This is a genomic window from Ferdinandcohnia jepli (assembly GCF_047246645.1).
Lineage (GTDB): Bacteria > Bacillota > Bacilli > Bacillales > Bacillaceae_L > Ferdinandcohnia.
Genome location: NZ_JBFOKR010000008.1, coordinates 68,243 through 93,838, shown reverse-complemented (window position 1 = coordinate 93,838; position 25,596 = coordinate 68,243). Strand labels below are relative to the sequence as shown.

At 39.1% G+C, this 25,596-nt stretch carries 23 protein-coding genes; 17 read left to right on the top strand and 6 right to left on the bottom strand.

The features are described from left to right. Nucleotides 1–54: 54 nt before the first annotated feature. The gene (locus tag AB3M96_RS10035; RefSeq protein WP_412967468.1) at nucleotides 55–750 is read right to left on the bottom strand and encodes an RsfA family transcriptional regulator; all 696 of its coding nucleotides are present in this window, start codon (nucleotides 748–750) and stop codon (nucleotides 55–57) included. Nucleotides 751–1,249: 499 nt separating this feature from the next. On the opposite strand from AB3M96_RS10035, the gene AB3M96_RS10030 reads away from it, so the two are divergent. From AB3M96_RS10030 to AB3M96_RS10020, 3 genes are all read left to right on the top strand, one after another. Then, the gene (locus AB3M96_RS10030) at nucleotides 1,250–1,477 is read left to right on the top strand and encodes a YuzB family protein (protein ID WP_412967467.1); all 228 of its coding nucleotides are present in this window, start codon (nucleotides 1,250–1,252) and stop codon (nucleotides 1,475–1,477) included. Nucleotides 1,478–1,698: 221 nt separating this feature from the next. Continuing rightward, a complete protein-coding gene (locus AB3M96_RS10025) occupies nucleotides 1,699–2,997 on the top strand; it encodes an HD domain-containing protein (RefSeq protein ID WP_412967466.1) in 1,299 nt (432 codons plus the stop codon). A 233-nt stretch (nucleotides 2,998–3,230) separates the two neighbouring features. Then, nucleotides 3,231–3,737, top strand: coding sequence for a YwgA family protein (locus tag AB3M96_RS10020; RefSeq protein ID WP_412967465.1), 507 nt, complete (start codon nucleotides 3,231–3,233; stop codon nucleotides 3,735–3,737). Between the two features lie 74 nt (nucleotides 3,738–3,811). On the opposite strand, the gene AB3M96_RS10015 is transcribed toward AB3M96_RS10020, so the two are convergent. Both AB3M96_RS10015 and thmT read right to left on the bottom strand, forming a co-directional pair. Continuing rightward, nucleotides 3,812–5,113 carry an NCS2 family permease gene (locus tag AB3M96_RS10015; RefSeq protein ID WP_412967464.1) on the bottom strand — a complete coding sequence of 434 codons (1,302 nt, stop codon included), beginning with the start codon at nucleotides 5,111–5,113 and terminating at the stop codon, nucleotides 3,812–3,814. A 339-nt stretch (nucleotides 5,114–5,452) separates the two neighbouring features. Further along, the gene (gene thmT, locus AB3M96_RS10010; protein WP_412967463.1) at nucleotides 5,453–5,638 is read right to left on the bottom strand and encodes a 2-hydroxymuconate tautomerase; all 186 of its coding nucleotides are present in this window, start codon (nucleotides 5,636–5,638) and stop codon (nucleotides 5,453–5,455) included. A 94-nt stretch (nucleotides 5,639–5,732) separates the two neighbouring features. Between thmT and AB3M96_RS10005 the strand changes: the two genes are divergently transcribed. Together AB3M96_RS10005 and AB3M96_RS10000 are read left to right on the top strand one after the other, a co-directional pair. Next, the gene (locus AB3M96_RS10005; RefSeq protein WP_412967462.1) at nucleotides 5,733–6,413 is read left to right on the top strand and encodes a site-2 protease family protein; all 681 of its coding nucleotides are present in this window, start codon (nucleotides 5,733–5,735) and stop codon (nucleotides 6,411–6,413) included. Nucleotides 6,414–6,478: 65 nt separating this feature from the next. Beyond that, nucleotides 6,479–6,988, top strand: a complete 510-nt coding sequence (locus tag AB3M96_RS10000) for a YwhD family protein (RefSeq protein ID WP_412967461.1) — start codon at nucleotides 6,479–6,481, stop codon at nucleotides 6,986–6,988. Between the two features lie 272 nt (nucleotides 6,989–7,260). On the opposite strand, the gene AB3M96_RS09995 is transcribed toward AB3M96_RS10000, so the two are convergent. Further along, nucleotides 7,261–9,333 carry a transglycosylase domain-containing protein gene (locus AB3M96_RS09995; protein WP_412967460.1) on the bottom strand — a complete coding sequence of 691 codons (2,073 nt, stop codon included), beginning with the start codon at nucleotides 9,331–9,333 and terminating at the stop codon, nucleotides 7,261–7,263. Between the two features lie 582 nt (nucleotides 9,334–9,915). Between AB3M96_RS09995 and speE the strand changes: the two genes are divergently transcribed. The 6 genes from speE to AB3M96_RS09965 all read left to right on the top strand — a co-directional run bounded on the left by speE (nucleotide 9,916) and on the right by AB3M96_RS09965 (nucleotide 15,129). After that, nucleotides 9,916–10,743, top strand: a complete 828-nt coding sequence (speE, locus tag AB3M96_RS09990) for a spermidine synthase (protein ID WP_412967459.1) — start codon at nucleotides 9,916–9,918, stop codon at nucleotides 10,741–10,743. A 15-nt stretch (nucleotides 10,744–10,758) separates the two neighbouring features. Next, a complete protein-coding gene (speB, locus tag AB3M96_RS09985; protein WP_412967458.1) occupies nucleotides 10,759–11,634 on the top strand; it encodes an agmatinase in 876 nt (291 codons plus the stop codon). 254 nt (nucleotides 11,635–11,888) lie between these two features. Further along, the gene (locus AB3M96_RS09980) at nucleotides 11,889–12,266 is read left to right on the top strand and encodes a cytochrome-c oxidase (protein WP_412967457.1); all 378 of its coding nucleotides are present in this window, start codon (nucleotides 11,889–11,891) and stop codon (nucleotides 12,264–12,266) included. Between the two features lie 324 nt (nucleotides 12,267–12,590). Continuing rightward, nucleotides 12,591–13,031, top strand: a complete 441-nt coding sequence (locus tag AB3M96_RS09975; RefSeq protein ID WP_412967456.1) for a YwiB family protein — start codon at nucleotides 12,591–12,593, stop codon at nucleotides 13,029–13,031. After that, nucleotides 13,032–14,702: an arginine--tRNA ligase gene (argS, locus tag AB3M96_RS09970; RefSeq protein ID WP_412967455.1), complete on the top strand. Its 1,671-nt coding sequence runs from the start codon at nucleotides 13,032–13,034 to the stop codon at nucleotides 14,700–14,702. Nucleotides 14,703–14,949: 247 nt separating this feature from the next. Further along, on the top strand, nucleotides 14,950–15,129 hold the full coding sequence (locus tag AB3M96_RS09965; RefSeq protein WP_412967454.1) for a XapX domain-containing protein: 180 nt from the start codon (nucleotides 14,950–14,952) through the stop codon (nucleotides 15,127–15,129). Nucleotides 15,130–15,232: 103 nt separating this feature from the next. On the opposite strand, the gene uvsE is transcribed toward AB3M96_RS09965, so the two are convergent. Beyond that, nucleotides 15,233–16,198 (bottom strand): UV DNA damage repair endonuclease UvsE, encoded by a 966-nt coding sequence (gene uvsE / locus AB3M96_RS09960; protein WP_412967453.1) that lies wholly within the window; start codon nucleotides 16,196–16,198, stop codon nucleotides 15,233–15,235. Nucleotides 16,199–16,317: 119 nt separating this feature from the next. Then, nucleotides 16,318–17,520 carry a cardiolipin synthase gene (gene cls, locus AB3M96_RS09955; RefSeq protein WP_412967452.1) on the bottom strand — a complete coding sequence of 401 codons (1,203 nt, stop codon included), beginning with the start codon at nucleotides 17,518–17,520 and terminating at the stop codon, nucleotides 16,318–16,320. A gap of 215 nt (nucleotides 17,521–17,735) precedes the next feature. Between cls and AB3M96_RS09950 the strand changes: the two genes are divergently transcribed. The 6 genes from AB3M96_RS09950 to AB3M96_RS09925 all read left to right on the top strand — a co-directional run bounded on the left by AB3M96_RS09950 (nucleotide 17,736) and on the right by AB3M96_RS09925 (nucleotide 25,475). Further along, nucleotides 17,736–19,856 carry a (Fe-S)-binding protein gene (locus AB3M96_RS09950; RefSeq protein ID WP_412967451.1) on the top strand — a complete coding sequence of 707 codons (2,121 nt, stop codon included), beginning with the start codon at nucleotides 17,736–17,738 and terminating at the stop codon, nucleotides 19,854–19,856. A gap of 325 nt (nucleotides 19,857–20,181) precedes the next feature. Next, complete coding sequence (locus AB3M96_RS09945; RefSeq protein ID WP_412967450.1) at nucleotides 20,182–21,360, top strand: acetyl-CoA C-acetyltransferase; 1,179 nt, start codon at nucleotides 20,182–20,184, stop codon at nucleotides 21,358–21,360. 160 nt (nucleotides 21,361–21,520) lie between these two features. Beyond that, entirely contained in the window at nucleotides 21,521–22,375 is an 855-nt protein-coding gene (locus AB3M96_RS09940; protein ID WP_412967449.1) for a 3-hydroxybutyryl-CoA dehydrogenase, read from the top strand. A gap of 72 nt (nucleotides 22,376–22,447) precedes the next feature. Continuing rightward, a complete protein-coding gene (locus tag AB3M96_RS09935) occupies nucleotides 22,448–23,581 on the top strand; it encodes an acyl-CoA dehydrogenase (RefSeq protein WP_412967448.1) in 1,134 nt (377 codons plus the stop codon). Between the two features lie 70 nt (nucleotides 23,582–23,651). After that, complete coding sequence (locus AB3M96_RS09930; RefSeq protein WP_412967447.1) at nucleotides 23,652–24,791, top strand: acyl-CoA dehydrogenase; 1,140 nt, start codon at nucleotides 23,652–23,654, stop codon at nucleotides 24,789–24,791. Nucleotides 24,792–24,857: 66 nt separating this feature from the next. Continuing rightward, nucleotides 24,858–25,475: a TetR/AcrR family transcriptional regulator gene (locus AB3M96_RS09925; RefSeq protein WP_412967446.1), complete on the top strand. Its 618-nt coding sequence runs from the start codon at nucleotides 24,858–24,860 to the stop codon at nucleotides 25,473–25,475. The last annotated feature ends 121 nt before the right edge of the window (nucleotides 25,476–25,596 follow it).

Genomic DNA, 25,596 nt, shown 5'->3' with positions numbered 1-25,596 from the left:
CTTTTTGTGGTGTCAGGCACCATAGAAATACATTCAAAACCTTACTCGGCAATTCTACTCGGCAACTTTTTCGAGGTTTCCATTGCGGTCCATTTTGAATTTTGTTGCTGGTCTTTCTTCTTCTTCGAATAAGACTAGTTTTCTTGCACGATTCATAATCTTCATTAGTGTTTCATAGTCTTCTTGAATGTTTTCTGAGCTTTGTTCTAGTTGTGCAATTTGCTTTTCTAGCTCTTCATTTTTACGAAGTATTTCATTCTTTTCATTTTTTAATCTTTCATTCTCACTTTTTAGTGCTTCGATTCCAGATGTGCTTTTCTTCATTGAATGAAGATATGAGATTACGTCCTCAATTGACATTGACATTGCTGGTCTAGTGTTTCTTGAAACAGCTGGTGCTACCTTTCTAGTGCTCATTGACTCTGTTGTAACTAGAGGTAATTCATCAGCAAACTCTTCAAGGTTAGGTGTTGGCGGTGTATACAATAATTGTTTCTTAACTGGCTGTGTTTTTCCAAGTGCACGTTGACGTTGTTTACGGTGTTTTTTCGCTAATTGCAATGCCTTTTCATAGTCATGTCGTACAACTGCATTCCAACGGAATCCACATGCCGCTGAAGTCCTATTAAGTTTGTCGCCTACCTCTTCAAATGCATTAAGTTGTGTACTGCCCTCTCTAACATGCTTAAGGACAGTTTCTGCTAATAATAGATCATCTTCTTCTGTCCAAGCGTCTTGTCTTACTTTCATATTCTTTCATCTCCCAATATAGTATGTTTATGAATGCTTTCGGCTATTACTTATATTGGTCAATAGATTCAATCTTTATACCAAAAATCTTACTATGATAGTAGATTTATTTGGAAATGTGTATGCGCCTCGACCAGAATAGAGAAAACTGACTGCTAAAACCGTCACGCCCTTTGTTCATAACGGCAGTGACTTCCTGTGCGTCGGAGTTCCGACGAAGCGGAGTTCGCTGCTGGAACTGGACATAAATAGAAAGCCATGATTAAACTGTTATACTTTTATACTTTGAATTCCTAATTATCGTAAACTCTCACATATGGAGATATTTTGAAATTTGATGAGTTCACTTGCAAAGACAAACTGGACAAGGTAAAATACCGTGTAGTGTTTTTTTACAAACGAATTGCAAATACTAGTAACACTAGTATTTTATATATTTACTTTTAACGTGTTATAACAAACACGCAACATATACATTTGGTGAAGGGATTGTACACTGATGGCTAATGAATTTCGTATATGTGATGATTGCGATGCGACAAATATTAAAACATTAGTACCACGCTTAAAACAGGTTGACTGTGATGCAACAATTGATATCCGTTGCCAATCATATTGTGGTCCTGGTCGAAAAAAATCATTCGCTTTTGTAAACAATCGTCCGGTTTCTGCTCCGACTGAGGATGAACTGATTGAAAAAATTAATAAGAAGCTGAACAAAGAGTAAATCGCCTTTCTCATTCAAGGGAAAAGGTGATTTTTTTACGCATAAATGGCACATCTTAATGGGAGAGTTATTTACCGGTAGGTTCGTGTCGAAAAATTTTCCAAGTACTTGCTACCCCTTGTTGTAACGAGTTTGTCGAATGCTTTTGATGAATTTTGGGTTTTTCTGTCTAAAGAAAATATATATAATAATAGCATGCCAGTATGGAAGAGGTTGAATAGATGACAAATTCCAATGGGAAGTTAAGTGAAGAGAAAGTGTTTAAAGACCCTGTACATAGATATATTCATGTTCAGGACAAGGTGATATGGGATCTCGTCGCTACGTCTGAGTTTCAAAGATTACGACGGATTCGTCAGCTGGGCACGACGAATTTTACATTCCACGGGGCGGAGCATAGCCGCTTTAATCACTCCTTAGGTGTGTATGAAATTGTTAGAAGAATTATAGATGATGTGTTTAAAGACCGCCCGTTTTTAAATGAAGAAGATCGTTTGCTTTGCCTATGTGCAGCGCTTTTACACGATTTAGGTCACGGTCCTTTTTCACACTCATTTGAAAAAGTGTTCCATTATGACCACGAAGAATATACACAAGCGATCATTGTAGGTGATACTGAAGTAAATTCAGTCTTACAACAAGTATCCAAACAATTCCCGAAAAAAGTAGCGGAAGTAATCGGAAAAACCTATAAAAACAAAGTGGTTGTAAGTCTTATTTCAAGTCAGATTGATGCTGACCGTATGGATTACTTACTTCGTGATGCGTATTATACAGGCGTAAGTTACGGGAACTTTGATATGGAAAGAATTCTTCGTGTAATGCGTCCCCAGGAAGATCAAGTTGTTTTTAAAAGCAGCGGTATGCATGCGGTAGAGGATTATATTATGAGCCGCTATCAAATGTACTGGCAGGTATATTTCCATCCTGTTACAAGAAGTTCAGAGGTAATTTTAACGAAAATTCTCCATCGAGCGAAGCAACTTTATACGGAGAATTATTCCTTTAAGACGGAGCCAACTCATTTTATCTCTATTTTTAATGAGAACATTACACTTCAAGATTATTTACGTTTAGATGAATCGACGATTTTCTTCTATTTCCAGGCTTGGCAGCAAGAGGAAGACGCCATTTTGCGCGATTTATGTAATCGATTCATGAATCGAAACTTGTTTAAATATATCGAGTTTAACCCGAGTGATCAAATGATGAAGCTTATTGAGCTAACGAACTTATTTAATGAAGCCGGTATTGATTCTAAGTATTATTTAGTGGTCGATTCATCATCTGATTTACCATACGATTTTTACCGTCCAGGTGAGGAAGAGGAACGACTTCCTATTCATCTATTAATGCCAAATGGAGAAATCCGTGAGCTATCGAGACAATCTGAGATTGTTGATGCGATTTCAGGAAAACGAAGAACGGATCATAAGCTCTATTTTCCACAAGATATGATTGAGAAGCTACCAGAAGAGAGCACAGTGAAACAAAAGATAATAGAACTTTTAGCGTATTAGATAAATATATATAAAATTCCAAACAATTTTTTTATGTCTAGCTCCAGCGCCTAGAAATTCGAGAAACTTCAGCTCCTCCTACAGAGGCAAAAATCGCCTCTTTGTCGGAGCCTCCAGTTTTCTCATTTCTTAGCATAAAGGAATGCTTCTAGGAGTGTTCTTCGCAGAAAAAAGCTTAGCTTTTTTCGAAGGCGCTTGCGCTTTTCAGATTTCGGTGAGGAGATGAAGGGGTTTTGTTAACAGAACACGCAAAAATAATGAAAGCTTTCTCTGCAGCAGGAGAAATTACTGGTCGTAAAAAACTGCAAAAAATGATTTATATCGCAAAGAAGATTGAGTATCCGTTTTATGAAAAATACAATTTTCATTTTTATGGACCTTACTCCGAAGAACTTACCCTACGAGTCGAAGAGCTATGTAATTTGGGATTTTTAGACGAAGTAAAAGAAAAGAAAGGCGGTTACTACCAATACCGCTATTCCTTAACTGAAAAAGGTGAGCAGTTTTTAAGCCACTACCAATTGGACATGCCCCCTTTAGAAAACTGTATGCAAACCTTAAACAACCAGAATGCACGCTTCCTGGAGCTTGTTTCAACCGTACTATACTTCGAAGGACTTGAAAAAGAAGAAGTAAAAGAAAAAATCTTCACACTAAAAAGCAAGCAACGCTACACAGACGAAGAAGTAGAAGAAGCATATGAATATATCAATTCTATTCGTAATCTAGTAGTCAATTAATTGGGGCACATGTCCCATAAAAAAACTCGGCAGTTCCTGTTCTCCATTAGAGAATGAACTGCCGAGTTTTTTATTTAGTGTGGTAAAAACGCCAGTTGGTAGAAGAAAAGTACTGCAAAGAAATATACTAGCGGGTGAACTTCTCTCCATTTTCCTTTTACAACCTTCATTAATGGATATGAAATGAAGCCAAGTGCGATTCCTGTTGCGATACTCGATGTTAGTGGCATGCTTAAAATGATTAAGAATGCAGGAAAGGCCTCGTCTAGTTCATTCCATTTAATTTCTGAAATGCTGCCCATCATCAAAGAACCTACAATAATGAGTGCAGGTGCAGTAATTGCAGAGAGTCCTGATACAGCTCCAACGAGCGGACCGAAAAAGGCAGAGACTGCGAATAGTACGGCAACCGTAACAGCTGTTAATCCGCTACGTCCACCAGCTGCAACACCAGTTGATGATTCGATATAAGCGCTTGTTGGACTTGTTCCAAACATGGCCCCAATTGTTGTACCGATAGAATCAGCGAGTAGTGCTTGTCTAGCACGCGGCATTTCCTTCCCCTTCATAAGACCAGCTTGCTGGGCAACCCCAACCATCGTTCCGGTTGTATCAAAGATCGTAACGAGTAAGAAAGAGAATACGACTGTATATAATCCGTACTGAATTACATCACCAATAGCAGCTAATGGATTTGCAATAATTAATCCTTCTGGCAGTGATGGGCGACTTACAATACCTTCATTGAACTCAAGGTGACCTGTAAAATATGCGATTACTCCTGTAATGATCATTCCGAAGAATAACGCACCATTTATATTTAATGACATAAGAATCAATGTAACTGCTAAACCGACTAAAGCAAGTAAAACGGTAGGAGAATGTAAATCGCCTAGTGTTACCAGATTTGCTTCATGTGCAGTGACAATACCGGTTAACCGTAATCCGATAAATGCGATGAATAGTCCGATACCAGCAGTAATTCCGTGCTTAAGGTTTTCCGGAATCGCTTCGATTAGCTTTTTTCGAAACGGTGTTAAAGACAAAATCACAAAGATGAGTCCTGCAACAAATACAGCAGCAAAAGCAGTTTCGTAAGTAATGTTCTCATTTGCACCTACTACTGAATACGCGAAATAGGCATTTAACCCCATTCCAGGTGCGATGGCAATTGGATAATTCGCAAAGAGTGCCATCCAAAGTGTCCCGATAACAGTAGCAATAATGGTTGCTAAAAAGACTTGCTGAAAAGGTACTCCAGCGTCAGATAAAATAACCGGGTTAACAACGACAATATAAACCATGGTTAAAAATGTAGTAATACCTGCTAGTAATTCAGTTTTTACGTTGGTATTAAGCTCTGATAATTTAAACATAGAAGTGTATACCTCCAAAAAGACGAACGTTTTTTAAAATACTTATCTATATTATTCGTTTATTCACCAAAATGCAAGTGTAATATTCGTTTGGGAATAATTCCTTTAACTTCATTCGGCAGAAGTCCCTTCTGTAAGTGGGGGATGAATGTGAAAAGAGTATACAATACAGTCGGGGTTCAAGCATCCGGCGGATGCCTCGATTTTTAAAAGGAAATTTTTCGAGCAAGCTCGAAGAAAAATCCGGCGCAAATTCGCCGAGGCGCATTTGATATGTAACTAGTCTTCCACAAAAGAAAAGGACTGATTCATGAAGAACCAGTCCTTTGTATGTAGTCATTATTCGTCGCTTAGGCGCTTTCCAGCTACCGCGTAATGGTTTTTCGTCATTTCTTCTATAAAAACAACGATTTTTTCATTCGGTGCACCAGTTGTTTCAGATACTGCAGCTGTTACTTTTTCAACCAATGCTTTCTTTTGTTCCTCAGAGCGACCTTCAAGCATTTTCACTGTTACATATGGCATCTCAATCTCTCCTATCTACTAAATCGTAATTCTAAAGATACTATAAGTATTGTATACTGAAAGTACTTACAATACTAGAAAAAGGGGAAAACATGTGGATAATGTAACTAGTTTTTTAGCATTTGATTTGACTCTCATACCGTACGTAGTCATCACCTTATTAGTAGCCTTCACAGTCCATGAATTTGCACATGCCTATGTCGCATATCGCTTTGGTGATCATACAGCGAAAAATCAAGGTAGATTAACACTAAATCCGTTAAAGCATCTAGACCCATTTGGTACCATCTTGATATTTCTTGCCGGTTTCGGGTGGGCGAGACCTGTTCCGGTTAACAGATTTCATTTTAAAAATCCGCGCCTAGCCGGGATACTCGTATCGATAGCAGGACCATTGAGTAACTTATTTGTTGCGACTCTAGGAATCCTACTCTTCTTTTTAATGATTCGTTTTGGCGTATTTGGTTTATTACCTGAAACCTATGCTGCAGGTCTGGAGACCTTCTTTAACCTTTTCGTAAGGTTAAACATTATGCTGTTTCTATTTAATCTATTGCCATTCCCACCTCTAGATGGATATCGAATCATTGAGGACTTAGTTCCACGAGGGATTCGTCCTAAGCTAACCCAATTTGAGGGGTTCGGTGTAGTGTTATTTCTTGTTTTAGTTATTACACCGCTGGGTGACAATTACTTTTACCCATATCTACAAGCAGGGGTCTATTTTATTACTGACGTTCTTGTTATGCTGTTTCAGCCAATCCTCCCATTTTAAAAACACTATGGTGGTGTGGTAAAATAATGTAAAATGAAGAATTATTGTGAAAGGTGGATTTTAAGGTGGATCAGAATAAGAAAAAGGTTGCCTTCAACATTATTAAAAATGATCCAACAGATGGTCATAAAGGATACGGAATTGGTGCCCTTAGTTTAGAAAATATCTCACCCGTATTTGTTGATATAGAAAATAATGATGTGTTTGTTGATATTGGTGCAATGCATGCTCGAAGTGTTGTTGAAAAAGGTATTAAGTTTCTACCTAATAAAGAGGATGTTCCTAATGGAAAGCCATTTTGGCTTGTTTGGGTAACTATTGACCGTAAAGAAGAGGGACCGTATTATGCTGGCGTAACTGCATGTGAAATGACGGTTGATCGCTCAATACGACGCGGTTATAAGTCTTTGCCAGACCATGTAAATAAAATGGATAAATCATTGAAACGTAAAATCATGGTTGATTTTATGGATGAAAAGTCGAAAAAGCTTTTAGCAGATTTTCTGGAAAACCATGATGCTGGCATGTGGGAACAGTCAAGTGATGAACTCAAACAGGGTTTACAGACAACTTGAGGTATTGTAAAATACCATAGCTAAACATGTGACAGTTTTGTGAACAAAGAAGGTTTAGCTTGAGCTTTTATAGGAAAGTAAGTACACTAAATTTACAATGTGCACACATTGGAACTAGGACACAGAAACCCCCAGGACCTACACAGCCTGGGGGTTTCGCTTTTTCTAAAATGCATCCTTGTCGTGTTAACGCCAAAATCAATTTAACTCGAAAACGAACTTTGAAATTCTGTGCATATTTAATTTGTTCATACTTCTTAAACATGATAAAGCTAAAACCAATCAAATATTTTTCTGAAGAATCCTTTATCCTCTTCTTCGTCTTTTTCCTTCTTCTTTTCTACAGGGATTTCACCATCACTATGCTTTGTGCAAAACTCGGTCGGCTCTGTTCCTTTCTTATAGAAGGTTAATCTTGAAACAGGACAATCCTTTGTAGCAAGCAGCCCACTATCAGGATTCACATAGACACCAACAACCCCTTCTGGAGGCTTAAATGGGATTGGTGGTTTATCTTTATGTGCTTCTTCCATAAAATGAGCCCAAATATTTTTCGAATACTGTCTTTCTGCCACTAAATCGAGAGTTTGGTTTTTATCATACCCTGTCCATACACCAGCAACAAGGTCCGGCGAAAAACCAATCATCCAGCTGTCAGTCGGAGTCGTTCCAGATTTTCCAGCATAAAAGCGAGTCAGTTTATTTGTAATGGAGGAACCGGTAACTGCCGTATAATCATCTAGTTTTTTATCAAACATGCCCATCATGAGATGAGTCGTTACAAAAGCTAAATCAGGGTCGAGAACCTGCTTTGGCTTCTGATTATTTTCGTAGATGACTTCACCTTTGTAGTTCTCTACTCTTGTGATAAAAATGGGTTTTCGAAGCTGCCCGCCGTTACCAATGGTACTATATGCATTCACCATATCAAGTAACTTTACACCGGATGTTCCTAAGGCAAGCGAAGGGACCTTGTCAAGTTCACTAGAGATTCCTACCTTCTTAGCCATTTTTATTAAGGTATCTTCCCCTAAAAACAAATGGGTTTTTACCGCATATACATTGTCCGATAATGCAAGCGCTTGTGCCAATGTAATGGTGTCATTTGCATAATAGTTTTTGTAATTCTTTGGTGTATAGGTAGACCGATCTTCATCAAATGAAAAGGTCGTAACCTCACTTCGAATTTGTGTAGATGGCGTGTATCCTTTTTCTAAAGCGGCATAGTACAAAAATGGCTTGAACGTGGAACCAGGCTGTCTTTCTGCCTGTGTTGCCCGATTAAAAGGACTTTCTTCATAATTCCGTCCACCGAGTAGGGCCTTAACTTCCCCGTTTTTCGGATTCATTGCCACAAAACCTAACTGAATGTCAGAGTTTTTATTGACGGTAGCTTCTACCTTTTCCTCCGCCAGCTTTTGCAATTCTGGATCTAGAGTTGTATACACTCGTAAACCGCCAGTTTCAATAGTGCGTTCATCTAACTTTAATTTTGAATTAAGCTCTTTTTTCACAATATCCTGGAAATACGGAGCGATGTCTTCTCTACCTATATTGGCATTTGTTGTGAAAGAGAGTTCTTCTTCAGCTACGGTAGTTGCCTTTTTCTTTGATAAAAGCCCGGTTTCTACCATTGAAGCAAGAACAACCTTTTGTCGTTGTTTAGCTTTTTCTTCATTTACCAGAGGAGAATAATGGCTTGGTCCTTTTGGGATACCAGCCAGCATGGATGCCTCTGCGAGTGTTAGTTCACTTGCTCTTTTTCCAAAGTAATGGTTAGCAGCCGCTTCAATACCATACACGCCATGGCCGTAATAAATGGTATTTAAATAGCCCTCTAAAATCTCGTCTTTTGAATAATTGAGTTCCAACCGAATCGTATAAAAAGCTTCTGTGAGTTTTCGGTTCCATGTTTTTTCGTGCTCTAGAAATAAATTTCGGGCATACTGCTGTGTAATGGTGCTGGCTCCCTGAACCTTTGCCATTGCCTTTATATCTGCTAAAATGGCTCCGCCGATTCGTTTATAATCGAAGCCATGATGATTGAAAAAGTTACGGTCTTCTATAGAAATAGTCGCATCGATAATAGGCTGGGACATATCTTCAAGTGATACCCAATAACGAGTTTCCCCCTGGTGCCGTTCTTCCCCAATTAACGAACCATCATCTGCGTATATTAATGTTGATAAAGGAACTGCAAGAGGAGGTGCCCCTTGCGTTTTGGCATATGAAAGAACGCCTAGGAGACCTACTGTAGCGAGGCCAATGAAAATTAGGCTTATGATTAAAATGGCACGGATAATTTTAATAGTGTTTTTAAAGCGTTCATTTCTAATGACTTCCAAGGGGATCACCTCTCTCTACTAAACTCTCTCTATCCATGACAGAGTGTTTTTTGGACACCCTAGTGATTAGGGCATACGACACCCTGCGTCTATATATATCAATCAGTATTGAAACAATTGACACGTTTTAAACATTAATTTGCTAAAACATGAAAAATTTTCTTGCATTTTTGCGTGATTGTTCTATACTTTTTGAAGTTAGATGCAAAGAAAAGCGGAAGCGAATTCGAAAAAGCAATGCCTGTTTCCAGAGGTGTTTGAGTTGCTCGAGTTTTAGTTGCAGAAGCTTAACAAGTTTAACTAATTTTATTTGGTGGAATAGGGAACGATAAGGGAATAATTGTAATGAGGAATTATGATTTTTTTAACTTTATTCAGCTGAATGAAGTCCCCAACTTCTATAAGTGTGGGATGAGTGCAAAAATAGTATACAATTTAGTCGGGGTTCTAACTCCCACTGAATAAAGTTAAAGCCTCCGGCGGATGCCTCGATTTTTAAAAGGAAATTTTTCGAGCAAGCTCGAAAAAAATCGGGCGCAAATACGCCAATGCGCATTTGATTAAAGAAAGGATGTTATGAAAATGGAATTATGGTTTACTGAAAAACAAACGAAGAACTTTGGTATTACAGCGAAAATTAAACAAACATTACATACAGAGCAAACTGAGTTTCAAAAATTAGATATGGTAGAAACGGAAGAGTTTGGTAACATGCTAATCCTTGATGGAATGGTAATGACAACTCAAGTTGACGAGTTTGTTTATCATGAAATGGTTGCACATGTTCCATTATTTACTCACCCAAATCCAGAAAATGTACTTGTAGTCGGTGGTGGTGACGGTGGCGTTATCCGTGAAGTTCTAAAGCACCCGAGTGTTAAAAAGGCTACTTTAGTAGATATTGATGGAAAAGTAATCGAGTACTCCAAAAAGTACCTTCCTGAAATTGCAGGAAAACTTGATGATCCTCGAGTAGATGTAAAGGTAGATGATGGCTTTATGCATATTGCACAAAGCGAAAATGAATATGATGTAATCATGGTGGACTCAACAGAACCTGTTGGTCCTGCTGTTAACTTATTTACAAAAGGATTTTATGCTGGAATCTCTAGAGCGTTAAAAGAAGATGGTGTATTCGTTGCGCAAACGGACAACCCTTGGTTTACACCAGAGTTAATTACAAATGTACAACGTGATGTAAAGGAAATCTTCCCAATCACACGTTTATATGTTGCGAATATCCCTACATACCCAAGTGGTTTGTGGACTTTCACAATTGGTTCAAAGAAACATGACCCACTAGAAGTTAGTGAAGACCGTTTCCATGACATCGAAACAAAGTATTATACAAAAGAGCTTCATAAGGCGGCGTTTGTGCTACCTAAATTTGTTGCTGACCTAGTTAAATAACGGAGGATTTTTAACATGAGATTTGATGAAGCATATTCAGGAAATGTGTTTATAAAAAGCCATCCTAATTTTGAAGAAAGTGAAGCGGTTCTATATGGTATGCCAATGGACTGGACTGTTAGTTATCGTCCAGGTTCACGCTTCGGTCCAGCGCGTATCCGTGAGGTATCGATTGGATTAGAAGAGTACAGTGCGTATCTTGATAAAGAGCTAGATGAAGTAAAGTATTATGATGCTGGGGATATTCCATTGCCATTCGGAAACCCGCAGAAAAGCTTAGACATGATTGAAGACTTTGTAGACCAAATTCTTGCTGCTGGAAAATTCCCATTAGGAATTGGCGGAGAGCATTTGGTATCATGGCCAGTCTTTAAAGCTGTTTACAAAAAGTACCCGGATTTAGCGATTATTCACATGGACGCTCATACTGATTTGCGTGAGAATTATGAAGGAGAACCACTTTCTCATTCAACACCAATCAGAAAAGTAGCTGACCTTATTGGGCCAACAAATGTGTACTCATTCGGTATCCGCTCAGGTATGAAGGAAGAGTTCCAATGGGCTAAGGAAAACGGCATGCACATTTCTAAGTTTGAAGTGCTTGAGCCATTAAAAGAAGTTCTGCCAAAGCTTGCAGGACGTCCTGTTTATGTAACCATTGATATCGATGTACTTGATCCTGCGCATGCACCAGGTACTGGTACTGTTGATGCAGGAGGAATTACTTCTAAAGAATTGCTTGGAGCAATTCACGCGATTGCGAAGTCAGATATTAACGTAGTCGGGGCAGATTTAGTAGAAGTAGCCCCAATATATGATCATTCTGAACAAACGGCTAATACCGCAAGCAAACTAATTCGTGAAATGATTTTGGGTTGGGTTCAGAAATAGCCTGCCAAATTTAATTCAGGGTAGATAAATAGGTACGTAGTTAAAAAATAGTTCAGAGTTTAGGTGCCTGTCACCGAGGCGAAATTTCTAAATTAGATTTAGTGTAGGATACTTAGGTATTACACCATAACTTGTTTGGAAGCTAGCATCGGTGACAGGCACCACTTTGTATTTCTGAATTTTTTGTCAACTACCCTTCCTTTCATGAATATACTTCTTTTGAAGTACTTAAATAGTAAGGAAGGGGGATAACGATGGTTGGAGTTCGATTTATTAAAATTTCCGTCCTGTATTTTTTGATTGGTGTGCTTTTGGGCATGGGAATGTCGATGTCTGGGGCACATACGCTAGTTGGTGTCCATGCGCATGTTAATCTGCTTGGTTGGGTATCAATGGCGCTAGCGGGGGTTATATATTACCTATTTCCTCACGCAGGAGAGTCTAAGTTAGGGAAGGCTCATTTTTGGCTTCATAACATTGGTTTGCCGGTTATGATGGTGGGGTTAACATTGCTGATGCAAGGGAACACAGCACTTGAGCCTGTAATTGCTGTAGGTGGAACGATAACGACTCTTGCAGTTATTTTATTTGTTGTTAATGTGTTTTTGAATGTGAAGGTAACGAAACAGTAAAAGCTATTATAATATTGGATGTATGTTAGCCACCTTTAGAGGTGGTTTTTTATTTTGTGGAGTGGGTGAAAGTTATATTTTTGAATTTGATATTTTCTTCAAGAATCCTTATACTGTTATAGTTAAAGACTAGTTTTTAACTATATTCAGCGATCTATTTAACTAGTGGGATAAATAGAGTAAGGGTAATTATTTCAGTTTGTGCTTTAAACCACTGAAAAAAGGAAAAGCCTCCGGCGCATGTCACAATTTTTCAGAGGGAATTTTGAGCAAGCCCGAAAAAATTGTGCGCAAATCCGGCATTTGATATAGGGATGTGTTGAAATGAGTGCTGTTTCACAAAATGGAACACCCATTCAATTGAAGTTTGTAACGGAAATAAAGGACGGTTTGCGAAAAGAGAATGTTGCTTTTGATGCAAATGGTCTATACTACATAAAGGGTAACAATACATATTTAGCCTTTGAAGAGAAGCAAGAAATAGGTCCTGTTAAAACGATAATTAAGATTTCAGATCGTGAAGTCCTGATCCTGCGATCTGGTAGTGTGAAAATGAGACAGGTGTACCGAAAGAATGAAGTAACAAATGGTTCGTATGAAAATGAAATGGGCACATTTCTTGTAACAACCAAAACGAACAATATTGAATATAAATGGTACAAAAACTCGCAAAAGGGATCATTATTTTTAACATATGAGCTTTCACTGCAAGGTGAAAAATCGGGATTATACGCCATAACCATCAATTTTAAGGAGAGAATCTAAATGAATGTTGTTGACCAAGTCAAAGAACGTTTAAAAACAGAGATAAAAGACGCTGTGTTAAAAGCAAATCTCGCAACTGAGGAACAAATACCGGAAGTTGTTTTAGAATTACCAAAAGAAAAAGCACACGGTGATTATGCGACAAATATGGCGATGCAGCTAGCACGAGTTGCTAAAAAGGCACCACGTATGATTGCTGAAGAAATTGTTTCAAACTTTGATAAATCAAAAGCATCAATTGAAAAAATTGAAATTGCCGGACCAGGCTTTATTAATTTTTACATGAACAATTCTTATCTAACTGATTTAGTTCCTGCTATTTTGGAAGCCGGAGAGGCATATGGAGAAACCACTTTTGGAAACAACCAAAAGGTACAAGTAGAGTTTGTTTCTGCGAACCCAACTGGTGATTTGCATTTAGGACATGCTCGTGGTGCAGCGGTTGGTGACTCATTATGTAATGTGTTGGCAAAAGCGGGCTATGATGTGTCTCGTGAATATTACATTAATGACGCCGGTAACCAAATTAATAATCTAGCTTTATCTGTAGAAGCCCGTTATATGCAGGCATTAGGCAAGGAAATGGAAATGCCTGAGGACGGATACCACGGCCAGGATATCGTGGGAATTGGGCAACGTCTTGCTGAAGAATTTGGCGATAAATATATCAACGTAGACGAAAAAGAACGTTTTGATTTCTTCCGTGAATACGGCTTGAAATATGAGATGGCAAAGCTTCAAAAGGATTTAGAGGAGTTCCGTGTAGGTTTTGATGTATGGTATTCAGAGACATCTCTTTATCACAACGGTAAAATTGATCGAGCTCTTGGTGCTCTCAAAGATAAAGGTCACATCTATGAAGAAGAAGGGGCTACATGGTTCCGTTCTACTACATTTGGAGATGACAAGGATCGTGTATTAATTAAGAATGATGGTTCATATACGTATCTAACTCCTGACATTGCATACCACCAGGACAAGCTAGAACGTGGCTTTGAAAAGCTGATTAATATTTGGGGAGCAGATCACCACGGATATATTCCGCGTATGAAGGCTGCAATCCAGGCGCTTGGATATGAAAAGGACACTCTTGAAGTAGAAATTATCCAGCTTGTTCACCTTTATAAAAACGGTGAAAAAATGAAAATGAGTAAACGTACTGGTAAGGCTGTTACAATGCGAGACCTTATTGAAGAAGTAGGCTTAGATGCGGTTCGTTATTTCTTTGCAATGAGAAGTTCTGATACTCACCTTGATTTTGACTTGGATTTAGCAGTTTCCCAATCAACTGAAAACCCTGTGTATTATGCGCAATATGCTCATGCACGCATTTGCAGCATGCTGCGTTCAGGCGAGGAATTGAATATCTCCTTAGATGGTCAATATGCACTTGAGTACATTAATTCCGAGAAGGAAATTGACCTTTTGAAAAAGCTTGGGGAGTTTCCTGCTGCGGTTACTGAAGCGGCTGAAAAACGCATTCCACACCGTATTACAAATTATATAAACGAGCTAGCAGCTGCATTACACAGCTTCTATAATGCAGAAAAAGTACTTGACCAGGAAAATCTAGATAAAACAAAAGCACGCTTAGCCTTGATGAAGTCAGTTCAAATTACACTACAAAATTCATTGAAGCTTATTGGGGTATCTGCACCTGAGAAAATGTAAAACTGCAGTCCAAAGTGAATTTGACTAAACGTACGTAAGTAAGAAAATGTACAGAGTTTTGAGTGCCTGTCACCACTACAAGATAACCAAAAGTAATATACTATCTAAAATGATGAAACCACTAACTAATACTAGTAGTGGGTGATAGACACGATATGTGAAACCCCAACAAAGACCCTCACTTAAAGAGTAGAGGGTCTTTTTGTCGGGAATAATGAAACTAGATTAGAAATAGGAGGAAATATGTATGAAAGAAGTTTTATTAGCACTAATAACTGGAGTCATTGTCGGATTCCTATTTGCCCTACTCAAATTACCAATCCCGGCACCCCCAGCACTAGCAGGAGTAACCGGCATAATCGGAATCTACCTTGGCTTCAAACTATTTCAATGGCTTGCTCCACTCATTACCTTTGGTCCAAAATAATAAGGTTAGTTTACAGTTTACATAATTGGTGTCAGGCACCCCAGAAAGACATTTGTCTTTCTGGGGTGGACACTACCGAAAATTTCAACGTCACCCTTCGCGCTTACCACTCAATCGATGCTCCGCTTTTTCGTTTGATTCCTCGGATTTTTGATATTTCATCGACTAGTTTAATAAGTGATCTATCTTTTTGCTTTGCTTCTATCATAATGTCGTAGTCGATTTGTAATTCCTTAGTTGCCTTCAGAAACGGCATGATAAAATCTAGGCTTACATAGTCAGCATGGCTTCTGAACTCTTTTTCTGATTTTGGTGATGAGATATGGACTTTGGGTGGGATACTCCAATTGCTCCACGTTGCGAATGTATCAGAAATTACCTGGTTTAGGTCAGGTTCTTCTTCACCAAGATTGGCCATGTGATGATGATAGTCAAAGACCATTGGTACCTTTTCTTTACGGCAAACCGAAAGAGTCTCTAGAGATGTATAGGTTTTGTCATCATTTTCAAGGGTCATTTTCTGCTTTACAATCTCTGGCAGCTGCTTAATGTTTTTATGGAAACGCTCGAGAGCTTTTGTTTTATCACCGTAGGCACCACCGACATGAATATTAATATTCACACGGTCCTCATTAACTATATCCATACCTTCAAATAAATCATAATGATATTGCATGTCTAGAACAGCATTCTTTGTTATTTGCTTTTTCTCGCTAGTAAATAATGTGTATTGATTAGGATGCAAGCTTACACGAAGCTTTTGTTTTTTAATAAATTCTCCAATTTCGAGCAATTCTTTTTTGAAAATAGTTCTGTAATCCCAGGTTGCTTCAGGATGTGTCGCAAGGGGAACGATAGAGGAAGACATTCGATATAATTCAATTTCATGGGCTACATTGTAATGCAACATTCGCAACGTGTTCTTAAGGTTCTGCCCCGTTACATCAATCAGCTTTTCCATCCGTTCATCCTTAGGCATCGCCTTCCACCTCGTGAAAGTCAATGTCTTCGAAGGCGAACACTCCCACAACGACAACGCAGTCGAAACATACCCAAACCTAACCCTCATACAATTCCCCCCTAAATCCATGAGCATATACTTGTCCACAAACTCCACAATATCCCCAATGGTGTCAGGCACCATAAAAACACAAATGTCCTCCTCAGAAATATACTGTTGAATCATCTTTACAAAAAGTGCTGAAATAGTGATGCGAGTTTAATTTTATATTTATATTGTTCTTTAAGTTCTTCAAGTCTTTCGCTTGTGATTTCATCTGCAGACGAGAAATCCTCGTCAATTTGTTTTTTTACTATTTCAATAAATTCCTTGTCGTAAACCAGGCAGTTAATTTCAAAGTTAGAATAAAGACTTCGTTGATCAAAGTTTGTTGTTCCTATATCACAAATGTCATTATCAATTAATATTGCTTTCGCATGGTAAAACCCTTTAGTGAATGCATAAAAGCGGATGCCCAATTTTGATAATTCATCGATAAACGGAATCGCAGCTTCTTTTACAAGTGGATGGTCTGCTTTTTTTGGAATTAATACTCGTATGCTGACATTCCTATTTACAGCATCTATAAGTGCCTTTTTCAAGCCATCTCCCGGAACGAAATATGGTGTTCCAATCGTGATTTGCTCGTTGGCACTATTCAACAATTTCACCAGGGATTCCTCAAGATAGACTCCATCAGTAGCAATAAGTTTCATCTCACTCTTACCCGTATGAAGTGTTGGATAATACGCTTCTTGGCTTGTGACAACTTGATCAGTTGCCTCAAACCAGTCATTCAGAAATTGTTTTTGAAGGTCGGCTACACCTTCACCGGTCAGTTTTAAGTGATAATCTCGCCACAGTCCGAACTGCTCATCCTTGCCCAAATATTCCTTTCCAATATTGAATCCACCAATGTAGCCAATCTTACCATCTAAAACTGTAACCTTTCTATGATTCCTGCTATTTAATTTATAAAAGAAATAAGGTAAGGAAGGTTTGTTACTATAAGCTAATGAAACACCAGCACTTTTTAGCATAGTACCCAGCTTCCTTGTTACTTTTTTACTTCCAACCCAATCCAAAAGTAGACGAACTTCAATTCCCTGTTTGGCTTTGTCCATTAAGAGGGAAACAAATTCCTTACTAAAATCATCATCCTGCATAATATAAAATTCGATATGAATATGACTTTTTGCTTGTCGAATCTCGGTGAAAAGGTCAGAAAATAAATTTTCGCCCATTTTAAAAAAGGTTAAATCACTTTTTCGTAAAGGAAATTCACGAGGTGTTGCTTTGTTTATGTGACTTTTTCTCCCAAGATTGTAATCAAGGCGGAGTAGCAGTAATAGAATAAGTATTACTAGGACAAACCCAACGACAAATATCAAAAAATACCCCTCCTCAGAAGTCGTCTACTTAGTTTTAACGAAAAATGCAGGTAATATTTCATAATGTGTAAGTTTGTTACATAAAAATATTGACTGAATGCTCATTCATTATATAATGGAGGTATGAACTTTGTAGTCAGAAAATTAATTTCATTACAAATGTTTGCGAAAAAGCAAGCGTTTACCAACACATCAGAAGAAAGGAGTTCGAACACATGAGTACCCTCTTAATCATTAATCTTCTTGCATTTTTGGCTGTAACCGCTTACGCTTTATATCTTTTTGCGTACTTAATAAAAACGCGTATTGAGTATATTAAGCTCGGTAAAAAAGTTGAATTTGACGGAAAAGTAAAAGAACGCTTAGAAAGAATTTGGGTAAATGTCTTTGGACAAAAAAAGCTATTAAAAGATAAGAAAAGTGGAATCATCCACGTCATGTTTTTCTATGGATTTATTCTTGTACAATTTGGTGCAATCGATTTTATATGGAAGGGCTTAAATCCAGGCTCTCATCTTCCTTTAGGACCGCTATATCCTGGATTTACATTCTTCCAGGAGATTGTAACATTAATGATTTTAGTTGCGGTTGTTTGGGCATTCCATCGTCGTTATGTTGAAAAGCTAGTACGACTCAAAAGAGGATTTAAATCAGGACTTGTATTATTATTCATCGGCGGTTTAATGCTATCAGTATTACTAGGAAATGGTGCAGGGATGGTTTGGCATGGCCATGAAACAGCATGGACAGAGCCAATTGCATCACTTTTTGCAATGCTGCTTAGCGGAGTAAGTGAAACAGTTGCGATTGTTATTTTCTACATCGCTTGGTGGATTCATTTATTATTCTTATTAACATTCTTAGTGTATGTACCGCAATCAAAGCATGCGCACTTAATTGCAGGTCCAGCAAATGTATATTTCGGTCGTCTTTCCAACCCTGGTAAGCTTGAAAAAATTGATTTTGAAGATGAAACTCAAGAGACCTTTGGTGTTGGAAAAATAGAGGACTTTAAACAAACCCAATTAGTTGATTTATATGCATGTGTTGAGTGTGGACGTTGTACAAATATGTGTCCAGCAACTGGTACAGGAAAAATGCTGTCACCAATGGACCTTATTTTAAAGCTTCGTGATCATTTAACAGAAAAAGGAGCAGTTGTAACATCACGTGTTCCGTGGGTTCCTGCTGTTGCATTTTCTCATACAAAAGGAAATCAATTAGCACTAGCTTCTGCTGGAAAAGGTGTAAGCGAGTCAGCTGCAACAACTGAATTTGCTTATGACCCAAGCCTAATTGGCGATGTTATTACAGAAGAAGAAATCTGGGCTTGTACGACATGTCGTAACTGTGAAGACCAATGTCCGGTTATGAACGAGCATGTTGATAAGATTATTGATTTACGTCGTTATCTTGTACTTACTGAAGGTAAGATGGATGCAGATGCACAACGTGCAATGACAAACATTGAACGTCAAGGAAACCCTTGGGGTCTTAACCGTAAGGAAAAAGAAAACTGGCGTGAAGTACGTGATGACGTACATGTTCCAACTGTAAAAGAAGTGAAAAAAGCTGGAGAAGAGTTTGAGTACCTATTCTGGGTTGGCTCAATGGGAGCATTTGATAACCGTAGCCAAAAAATCGCACTTTCATTTGCAAAGCTTATGAATGAAGCGGGCGTGAAGTTTGCAATCCTCGGTAACAAAGAGAAAAACTCTGGAGATACACCGCGTCGTCTAGGAAACGAGTTCTTATTCCAAGAGCTTGCAGCAAACAATATTGCTGAGTTTGAAAAAGCAGAAGTGAAGAAAATCGTAACCATTGACCCACATGCTTATAATATATTCAAAAATGAATATCCAGATATGGGTCTTGAAAATGTAGAAGTATATCACCATACAGAACTTCTATACGACCTTGTAAAGCAAGGGCGACTTGTTCCGAAACATGCGGTTAATGAAACAATTACATGGCATGATTCATGCTATCTAGGAAGATACAATGATGTGTACGATCCGCCACGTGAAATTTTAAAACAAATTCCTGGTGTGAAATTGGTTGAAATGGAACGTAACCGTGAAACAGGTATGTGCTGTGGAGCTGGTGGAGGGCTCATGTGGATGGAAGAAGACACAGGAAGCCGTATTAACGTAGCAAGAACAGAGCAAGCCCTTGCTGTGAATCCAACTGCGATCAGCTCAGGCTGTCCTTACTGCTTAACGATGTTGAGTGACGGTACGAAGGCAAAAGAAGTCGAAGAACAAGTAGGCACATATGATATCGCTGAAATTCTTGAAAAATCCGTTGTTGGTGAAAAGAAGGAACTTGCTTCGTAGATGGTGAATGGGTAAGAAGGTAAGAAGTGTACAGAATTGGTGGTGCCTGTCACCACGGCAAGGTGTATAAAAGTATTTTGATTAGTACTTGGATTTCACAACATAATCGATTTTTAAAATTAGCCGTGGGTGACAGGCACCAAATGTGGTAAAATATATTTAATAAGTATTTATTTACCAAATGCATAATAGATTTATAGAATATAAGAATGAGAGAGGTGTACATTTTGTACGCCTCCTTCTTTCAAACAATATCGAGCGAGCGTTCAGTCGAAAATATGTAAGCGGTTTCGGATGGGCATGAAATAAAAAAGGAGGCTGGAGCATGGTGAAGTCAGTAATTGTAAGTGGTGTTCGTACTCCGTTTGGAAAACTTGGTGGTAGTCTTAGTGCATTAACAGCATCAGAGCTTGGCGGCATTGCAATTAAAGAAGCAATACAACGAGCTGGAATCGATGGAAGTGAAGTGGATGAAGTCATTTTTGGAACAGTTTTACAAGGCGGTCAAGGACAAATTCCTTCAAGGCAAGCGGCACGACAAGCTGGTCTGCCGTGGGAAGTGAAAACGGAAACCATTAATAAGGTATGCGCTTCAGGATTACGTAGTGTAACTCTTGCCGACCAGATTATCCGTTCAGGTGACGAGGAAGTAATTGTTGCAGGCGGAATGGAATCAATGAGCAATGCACCATACTTTTTACCGAAGGCACGTTTCGGTCTTCGAATGGGCGATTCACCGGTAAAGGACTTAATGGTCCATGATGGTTTAACGTGCAGCTTCCAGGGTGTTCATATGGGAACGTACGGTAATGAAGTTGCAGAAGAACTATCAATCTCTCGCGAAGAACAGGATCAGTGGGCATATCGAAGTCATGAGCGAGCGATAGCAGCGATTGAAGCTGGAAAGTTTTCAGAAGAGATTGTAGCTGTTGAAGTAAAAGGACGAAAAGGTGCAGTCACCATTGTCGACCGTGATGAAGCACCTCGATCAGACACTACCTTTGAAAAACTAGCAAAGCTGCCTTCTGTATTTAACGCAGATGGCACTATTACGGCGGGCAATGCACCGGGTGTAAATGACGGAGCAGCGGCACTTGTCGTGATGAGTGAAGAACGAGCGAAACGTGAAGGCAAGCAGCCGTTGGCAACGATTTTAGCTCATGCGGCAATTTCTGTTGAAGCAAAGGATTTTCCTAAAACACCAGGTCTAGTCATTAATGAGCTTCTTACAAAAACAGGTAAGACGGTAGATGAGATTGATCTATTTGAAATTAACGAAGCTTTTGCAGCAGTTGCCCTAACAAGTGGAAAAATTGCCAACCTTGACCCAGAGAAAGTAAATGTCAACGGTGGTGCGGTAGCGTTAGGTCATCCAATTGGTGCAAGTGGAGCTCGCATTATCATAACACTTATCCATGAGTTAAAACGTCGTGGAGGCGGTATTGGAATCGCTGCAATTTGTAGTGGAGGTGGCCAGGGCGACGCGATTATGGTTGAGGTGTAGATAAAGTATAAAAGCAAGAAAGAATACAGAGTTTGGGGTGCCTGCCACCGACGCAAGATGTCAAATAAGTACAGTATCGAAAATAAAGTTTCTCATAATAACTTTTTTTGGAATACTAGCGTCGGATGACAGGCACCGGAATTCCCGGGAGGTAAAGGATATGAATATAAACAAAGTAATGGTCATTGGTGCAGGTCAAATGGGCTCAGGTATTGCCCAGGTATGCGCGATGGCTGGATATAATGTCATTTTACATGACCTGAAACAAGAGTTTGTTGACCGCGGTCTTGGAACGATATCGAAGAACTTATCACGCCAGGTACAAAAGGGTCGTATGAGCGAAGATGACATGTCTGCCACACTAGGAAGAGTTACTCCATCAATCGATTTAAACAACGCAAGTGATGTTGATCTTGTCATCGAAGCAGCAATTGAAAACATGGACATTAAAACAAAGCTTTTCTCACAACTAGATGAAATTACACCTCAGAACGCAATTTTAGCTACAAATACATCCTCACTACCAATTACAGAAATTGCAGCTGCAACAAAACGTCCAGAGAAAGTAATTGGTATGCATTTTATGAATCCAGTGCCAGTTATGAAACTAGTAGAAATTATCCGTGGCTTAGCAACTGCCGACGAAGTATACCAGGTCATTGAAGACATGACGAAAACTCTTAACAAGGTTCCTGTAGAAGTAAATGACTTCCCGGGCTTTGTATCAAACCGTATTCTAATGCCGATGATCAATGAAGCGATTTATACACTGTATGAAGGTGTAGCAACTAAGGAAGCAATTGATGAAGTAATGAAGCTTGGAATGAACCATCCGATGGGGCCTCTCACTTTAGCAGATTTCATTGGTCTTGATACTTGTCTATATATTATGGAAACCTTGCATGAAGGATTTGGAGATGACAAATACAGACCATGTCCATTGCTTCGTAAATATGTAAAAGCGGGCTGGTTAGGTAAAAAATCGGGACGTGGTTTCTACACATATGAAGGGTAGGGGGAAAACAGGGTGACAACTCTATTTAAAAACCCACCACACCAAGATCCATCCATACTGGAGGGAAACAGCATGAACTTTAAGTGGACAGAAGAACAAGAAATGATGCGAAAGATGGTACGCGATTTTGCGCAGAAAGAAATTTCACCATTTATCGAGCGAATGGAGAACGGAGAATTCCCTCGAGATATTCTAACGAAGATGGCGTCACTTGGCCTTATGGGAATTACCGTTCCTGAAGGATACGGAGGGTCTGGGATGGATTTTACATCCTATATTATTGCAATCAACGAGCTCTCGAAGGTCAGTGCAACAATTGGGGTTATATTATCTGTGCATACATCAGTTGGGACAAATCCAATTCTGTATTTCGGAACGGAAGAGCAAAAACAAAAATATATACCAAAGCTAGCGAGCGGTGAATATCTAGGAGCCTTTTGCTTAACGGAGCCTAGTGCAGGGTCGGACGCTGCTGGTTTAAAAACAAAAGCAGTCAAACAAGGTGATCACTACATCCTAAATGGGTCAAAGGTTTTCATCACGAATGGTGGAGAAGCAGATGTATACATTGTTTTCGCCCGTACAAACCCGACTGAAAAGGGAAGCAAAGGTATATCAGCTTTTATCGTAGAGAAAAACACACCAGGATTCATTATCGGAAAAGATGAGCACAAAATGGGATTACACGGTTCACGTACTGTACAGATTACCTTTGAAGATGCAAAGGTACCTGCAGAGAATTTACTCGGAACCGAGGGTGAGGGCTTTAAAGTAGCAATGGCAAACTTAAATATTGGCCGAATTGGTATTGCCTCTCAAGCGCTTGGAATTGCAGAAGCAGCCCTTGAGCATGCGGTTGAATATGCAAAAGGTCGTTTTCAATTCGGGAAGCCAATAGCAGCACAGCAAGGAGTCGGCTTCAAGCTTGCTGATATGGCAACAAATGTTGAAGCAGCAAAACTTCTAGTGTATCAAGCAGCTTTTTTACAACAACAAAAATTGCCTTGTGGTAAGGAAGCCTCAATGGCAAAGTTGTTTGCATCTAGGACCGCAATGGAAGTTGCAACTGAAGCAATCCAAGTCTACGGTGGCTATGGTTATACAGAGGACTATCCAGTCGAACGATTTTTCAGAGACGCTAAAATAACTGAAATTTACGAGGGAACAAGTGAAATACAGCGAATTGTGATTAGCAAGCATTTATAAGAGGTATGGGACAAGTGACCTGTCCCACGACATACTAACTATCAAACTACTAAAAAGCGAGGGAACACTAATGTATTTTAAGTTATCAGAAGAGCATGAAATGATTCGTAAGATGGTTCGCGACTTTGCGAAAAACGAGGTAGCGCCAACTGCAGCTGAGCGTGATGAGGAAGAGCGTTTTGATCGTGAAATTTTCGATAAAATGGCTGAGCTAGGGTTAACAGGAATTCCATGGCCAGAAGAGTACGGCGGTATCGGTAGTGATTATTTAGCATATTGTATCGCTGTTGAAGAGCTTTCAAGAGTATGTGCTTCCACTGGGGTAACTCTTTCTGCGCATACTTCATTAGCAGGCTGGCCAATCTACAAGTTTGGTAACGAAGAGCAAAAACAGAAGTATCTTAGACCAATGGCACAAGGTGAAAAAATTGGAGCGTACGGTCTTACAGAACCAGGTTCAGGTTCAGATGCAGGTGGAATGAGAACAACTGCAAAGCTTGATGGTGATCACTATGTGTTAAATGGTTCGAAAATTTTTATCACAAATGGTGGAGTAGCAGATATTTATGTTGTATTTGCGTTAACTGATCCAACTTCAAAGCATAAAGGCACAAGTGCTTTCATTGTAGAAAGTGACTTCCCAGGCTTCTCGGTAGGTAAGAAAGAGAAAAAGATGGGTATCCGTTCATCACCTACAACTGAGATAATCTTTGAAGATTGCCGAGTACCAAAGGAAAACTTACTTGGTGAAGAGGGAGAAGGCTTTAAAATTGCAATGATGACTCTTGATGGCGGACGTAACGGAATTGCTGCTCAAGCAGTTGGAATTGCACAAGGTGCATTAGATGCAGCAACTGATTATGCAAAAGAACGTGTTCAATTCGGTAAACCCATTGCTGCACAGCAAGGAGTAGGTTTTAAGTTAGCTGACATGGCTACTAGTGTTGAAGCTGCTCGTCTATTAACCTATCAAGCTGCATGGTTAGAATCAGAGGGACTTCCATACGGAAAAGAATCTGCAATGTCGAAGCTTTTTGCTGGAGACACAGCAATGAAGGTAACAACAGAAGCTGTTCAAGTGTTTGGAGGGTATGGGTATACAAAGGACTATCCAGTAGAACGTTATATGCGTGATGCGAAAATCACACAAATTTATGAAGGAACACAAGAAATTCAACGCCTAGTTATTTCAAGAATGCTGACAAAATAAATGGTTTATATGCAGTGAGAGAGCTATTCTACTTTCACTGCATTCTTCAAAAAAAGAGGTGATGAGATGAGCAGAAATGAAGTACCTGCTTCTGTAAAAGATGAACGTCTCATAAAAAAACGCCGCGATCAGATGATCAAGGGAGCCGTTACTCTTTTTAAGGAAAAAGGCTTCCATCGAACAACAACAAGAGAAATTGCCAAGGCGGCCGGCTTTAGTATCGGGACGCTCTATGAATATATTCGAAAAAAAGAGGATGTGCTTTACCTCGTTTGTGATAGCATCTATGACCAGGTTCAAGACCGCCTCCAGCAAGCCATTAACACAAAAGAAGGTAGCATCGAAAGCCTAAAGCTTGCGATTGACTATTATTTCCGTGTTATGGATGAAATGCAGGATGAAGTACTTGTTATGTACCAAGAAGCCAAATCGCTTTCGAAAGAAGCACTGCCATATGTATTGAAAAAAGAATTCGAAATGGTTGGCATGTTTGAAAAGGTAATTGAAAGCTGTGTCAAAAAAGGCGAGCTCCAATTATCGAAACAACAGATAGAACTGGTTGCTCACAACATCTTTGTTCAAGGCCAAATGTGGGGCTTCCGAAGATGGGCAATGGGTAAGCTTTATACACTGGAAGAATATATTGAATTACAAACAGAGCTTTTGTTAAAGGGAATTGAGTAGGTTTCTTAATGCTGATGTGGTCAATATTGCTTTTTGGCGAATTAATTAAATTATTGCCGGATTAACATAATTATTGCCGAATTAATTTGTAATTGTTTCGAATTAATATCTGGAATGACCG

Excerpts from the sequence above, each read along its gene's own strand:
- AB3M96_RS10035 (WP_412967468.1), bottom strand. The coding sequence starts at position 750 with ATGAAAGTAAGACAAGACGCTTGGACAGAAGAAGATGATCTATTATTA.
- AB3M96_RS10030 (WP_412967467.1), top strand. The coding sequence starts at position 1,250 with ATGGCTAATGAATTTCGTATATGTGATGATTGCGATGCGACAAATATT.
- AB3M96_RS10025 (WP_412967466.1), top strand. The coding sequence starts at position 1,699 with ATGACAAATTCCAATGGGAAGTTAAGTGAAGAGAAAGTGTTTAAAGAC.
- AB3M96_RS10015 (WP_412967464.1), bottom strand. The coding sequence starts at position 5,113 with ATGTTTAAATTATCAGAGCTTAATACCAACGTAAAAACTGAATTACTA.
- thmT (WP_412967463.1), bottom strand. The coding sequence starts at position 5,638 with ATGCCATATGTAACAGTGAAAATGCTTGAAGGTCGCTCTGAGGAACAA.
- speE (WP_412967459.1), top strand. The coding sequence starts at position 9,916 with ATGGAATTATGGTTTACTGAAAAACAAACGAAGAACTTTGGTATTACA.
- speB (WP_412967458.1), top strand. The coding sequence starts at position 10,759 with ATGAGATTTGATGAAGCATATTCAGGAAATGTGTTTATAAAAAGCCAT.
- AB3M96_RS09980 (WP_412967457.1), top strand. The coding sequence starts at position 11,889 with ATGGTTGGAGTTCGATTTATTAAAATTTCCGTCCTGTATTTTTTGATT.
- AB3M96_RS09975 (WP_412967456.1), top strand. The coding sequence starts at position 12,591 with ATGAGTGCTGTTTCACAAAATGGAACACCCATTCAATTGAAGTTTGTA.
- argS (WP_412967455.1), top strand. The coding sequence starts at position 13,032 with ATGAATGTTGTTGACCAAGTCAAAGAACGTTTAAAAACAGAGATAAAA.
- AB3M96_RS09965 (WP_412967454.1), top strand. The coding sequence starts at position 14,950 with ATGAAAGAAGTTTTATTAGCACTAATAACTGGAGTCATTGTCGGATTC.
- uvsE (WP_412967453.1), bottom strand. The coding sequence starts at position 16,198 with ATGAGGGTTAGGTTTGGGTATGTTTCGACTGCGTTGTCGTTGTGGGAG.
- AB3M96_RS09950 (WP_412967451.1), top strand. The coding sequence starts at position 17,736 with ATGAGTACCCTCTTAATCATTAATCTTCTTGCATTTTTGGCTGTAACC.
- AB3M96_RS09945 (WP_412967450.1), top strand. The coding sequence starts at position 20,182 with ATGGTGAAGTCAGTAATTGTAAGTGGTGTTCGTACTCCGTTTGGAAAA.
- AB3M96_RS09940 (WP_412967449.1), top strand. The coding sequence starts at position 21,521 with ATGAATATAAACAAAGTAATGGTCATTGGTGCAGGTCAAATGGGCTCA.
- AB3M96_RS09935 (WP_412967448.1), top strand. The coding sequence starts at position 22,448 with ATGAACTTTAAGTGGACAGAAGAACAAGAAATGATGCGAAAGATGGTA.
- AB3M96_RS09930 (WP_412967447.1), top strand. The coding sequence starts at position 23,652 with ATGTATTTTAAGTTATCAGAAGAGCATGAAATGATTCGTAAGATGGTT.
- AB3M96_RS09925 (WP_412967446.1), top strand. The coding sequence starts at position 24,858 with ATGAGCAGAAATGAAGTACCTGCTTCTGTAAAAGATGAACGTCTCATA.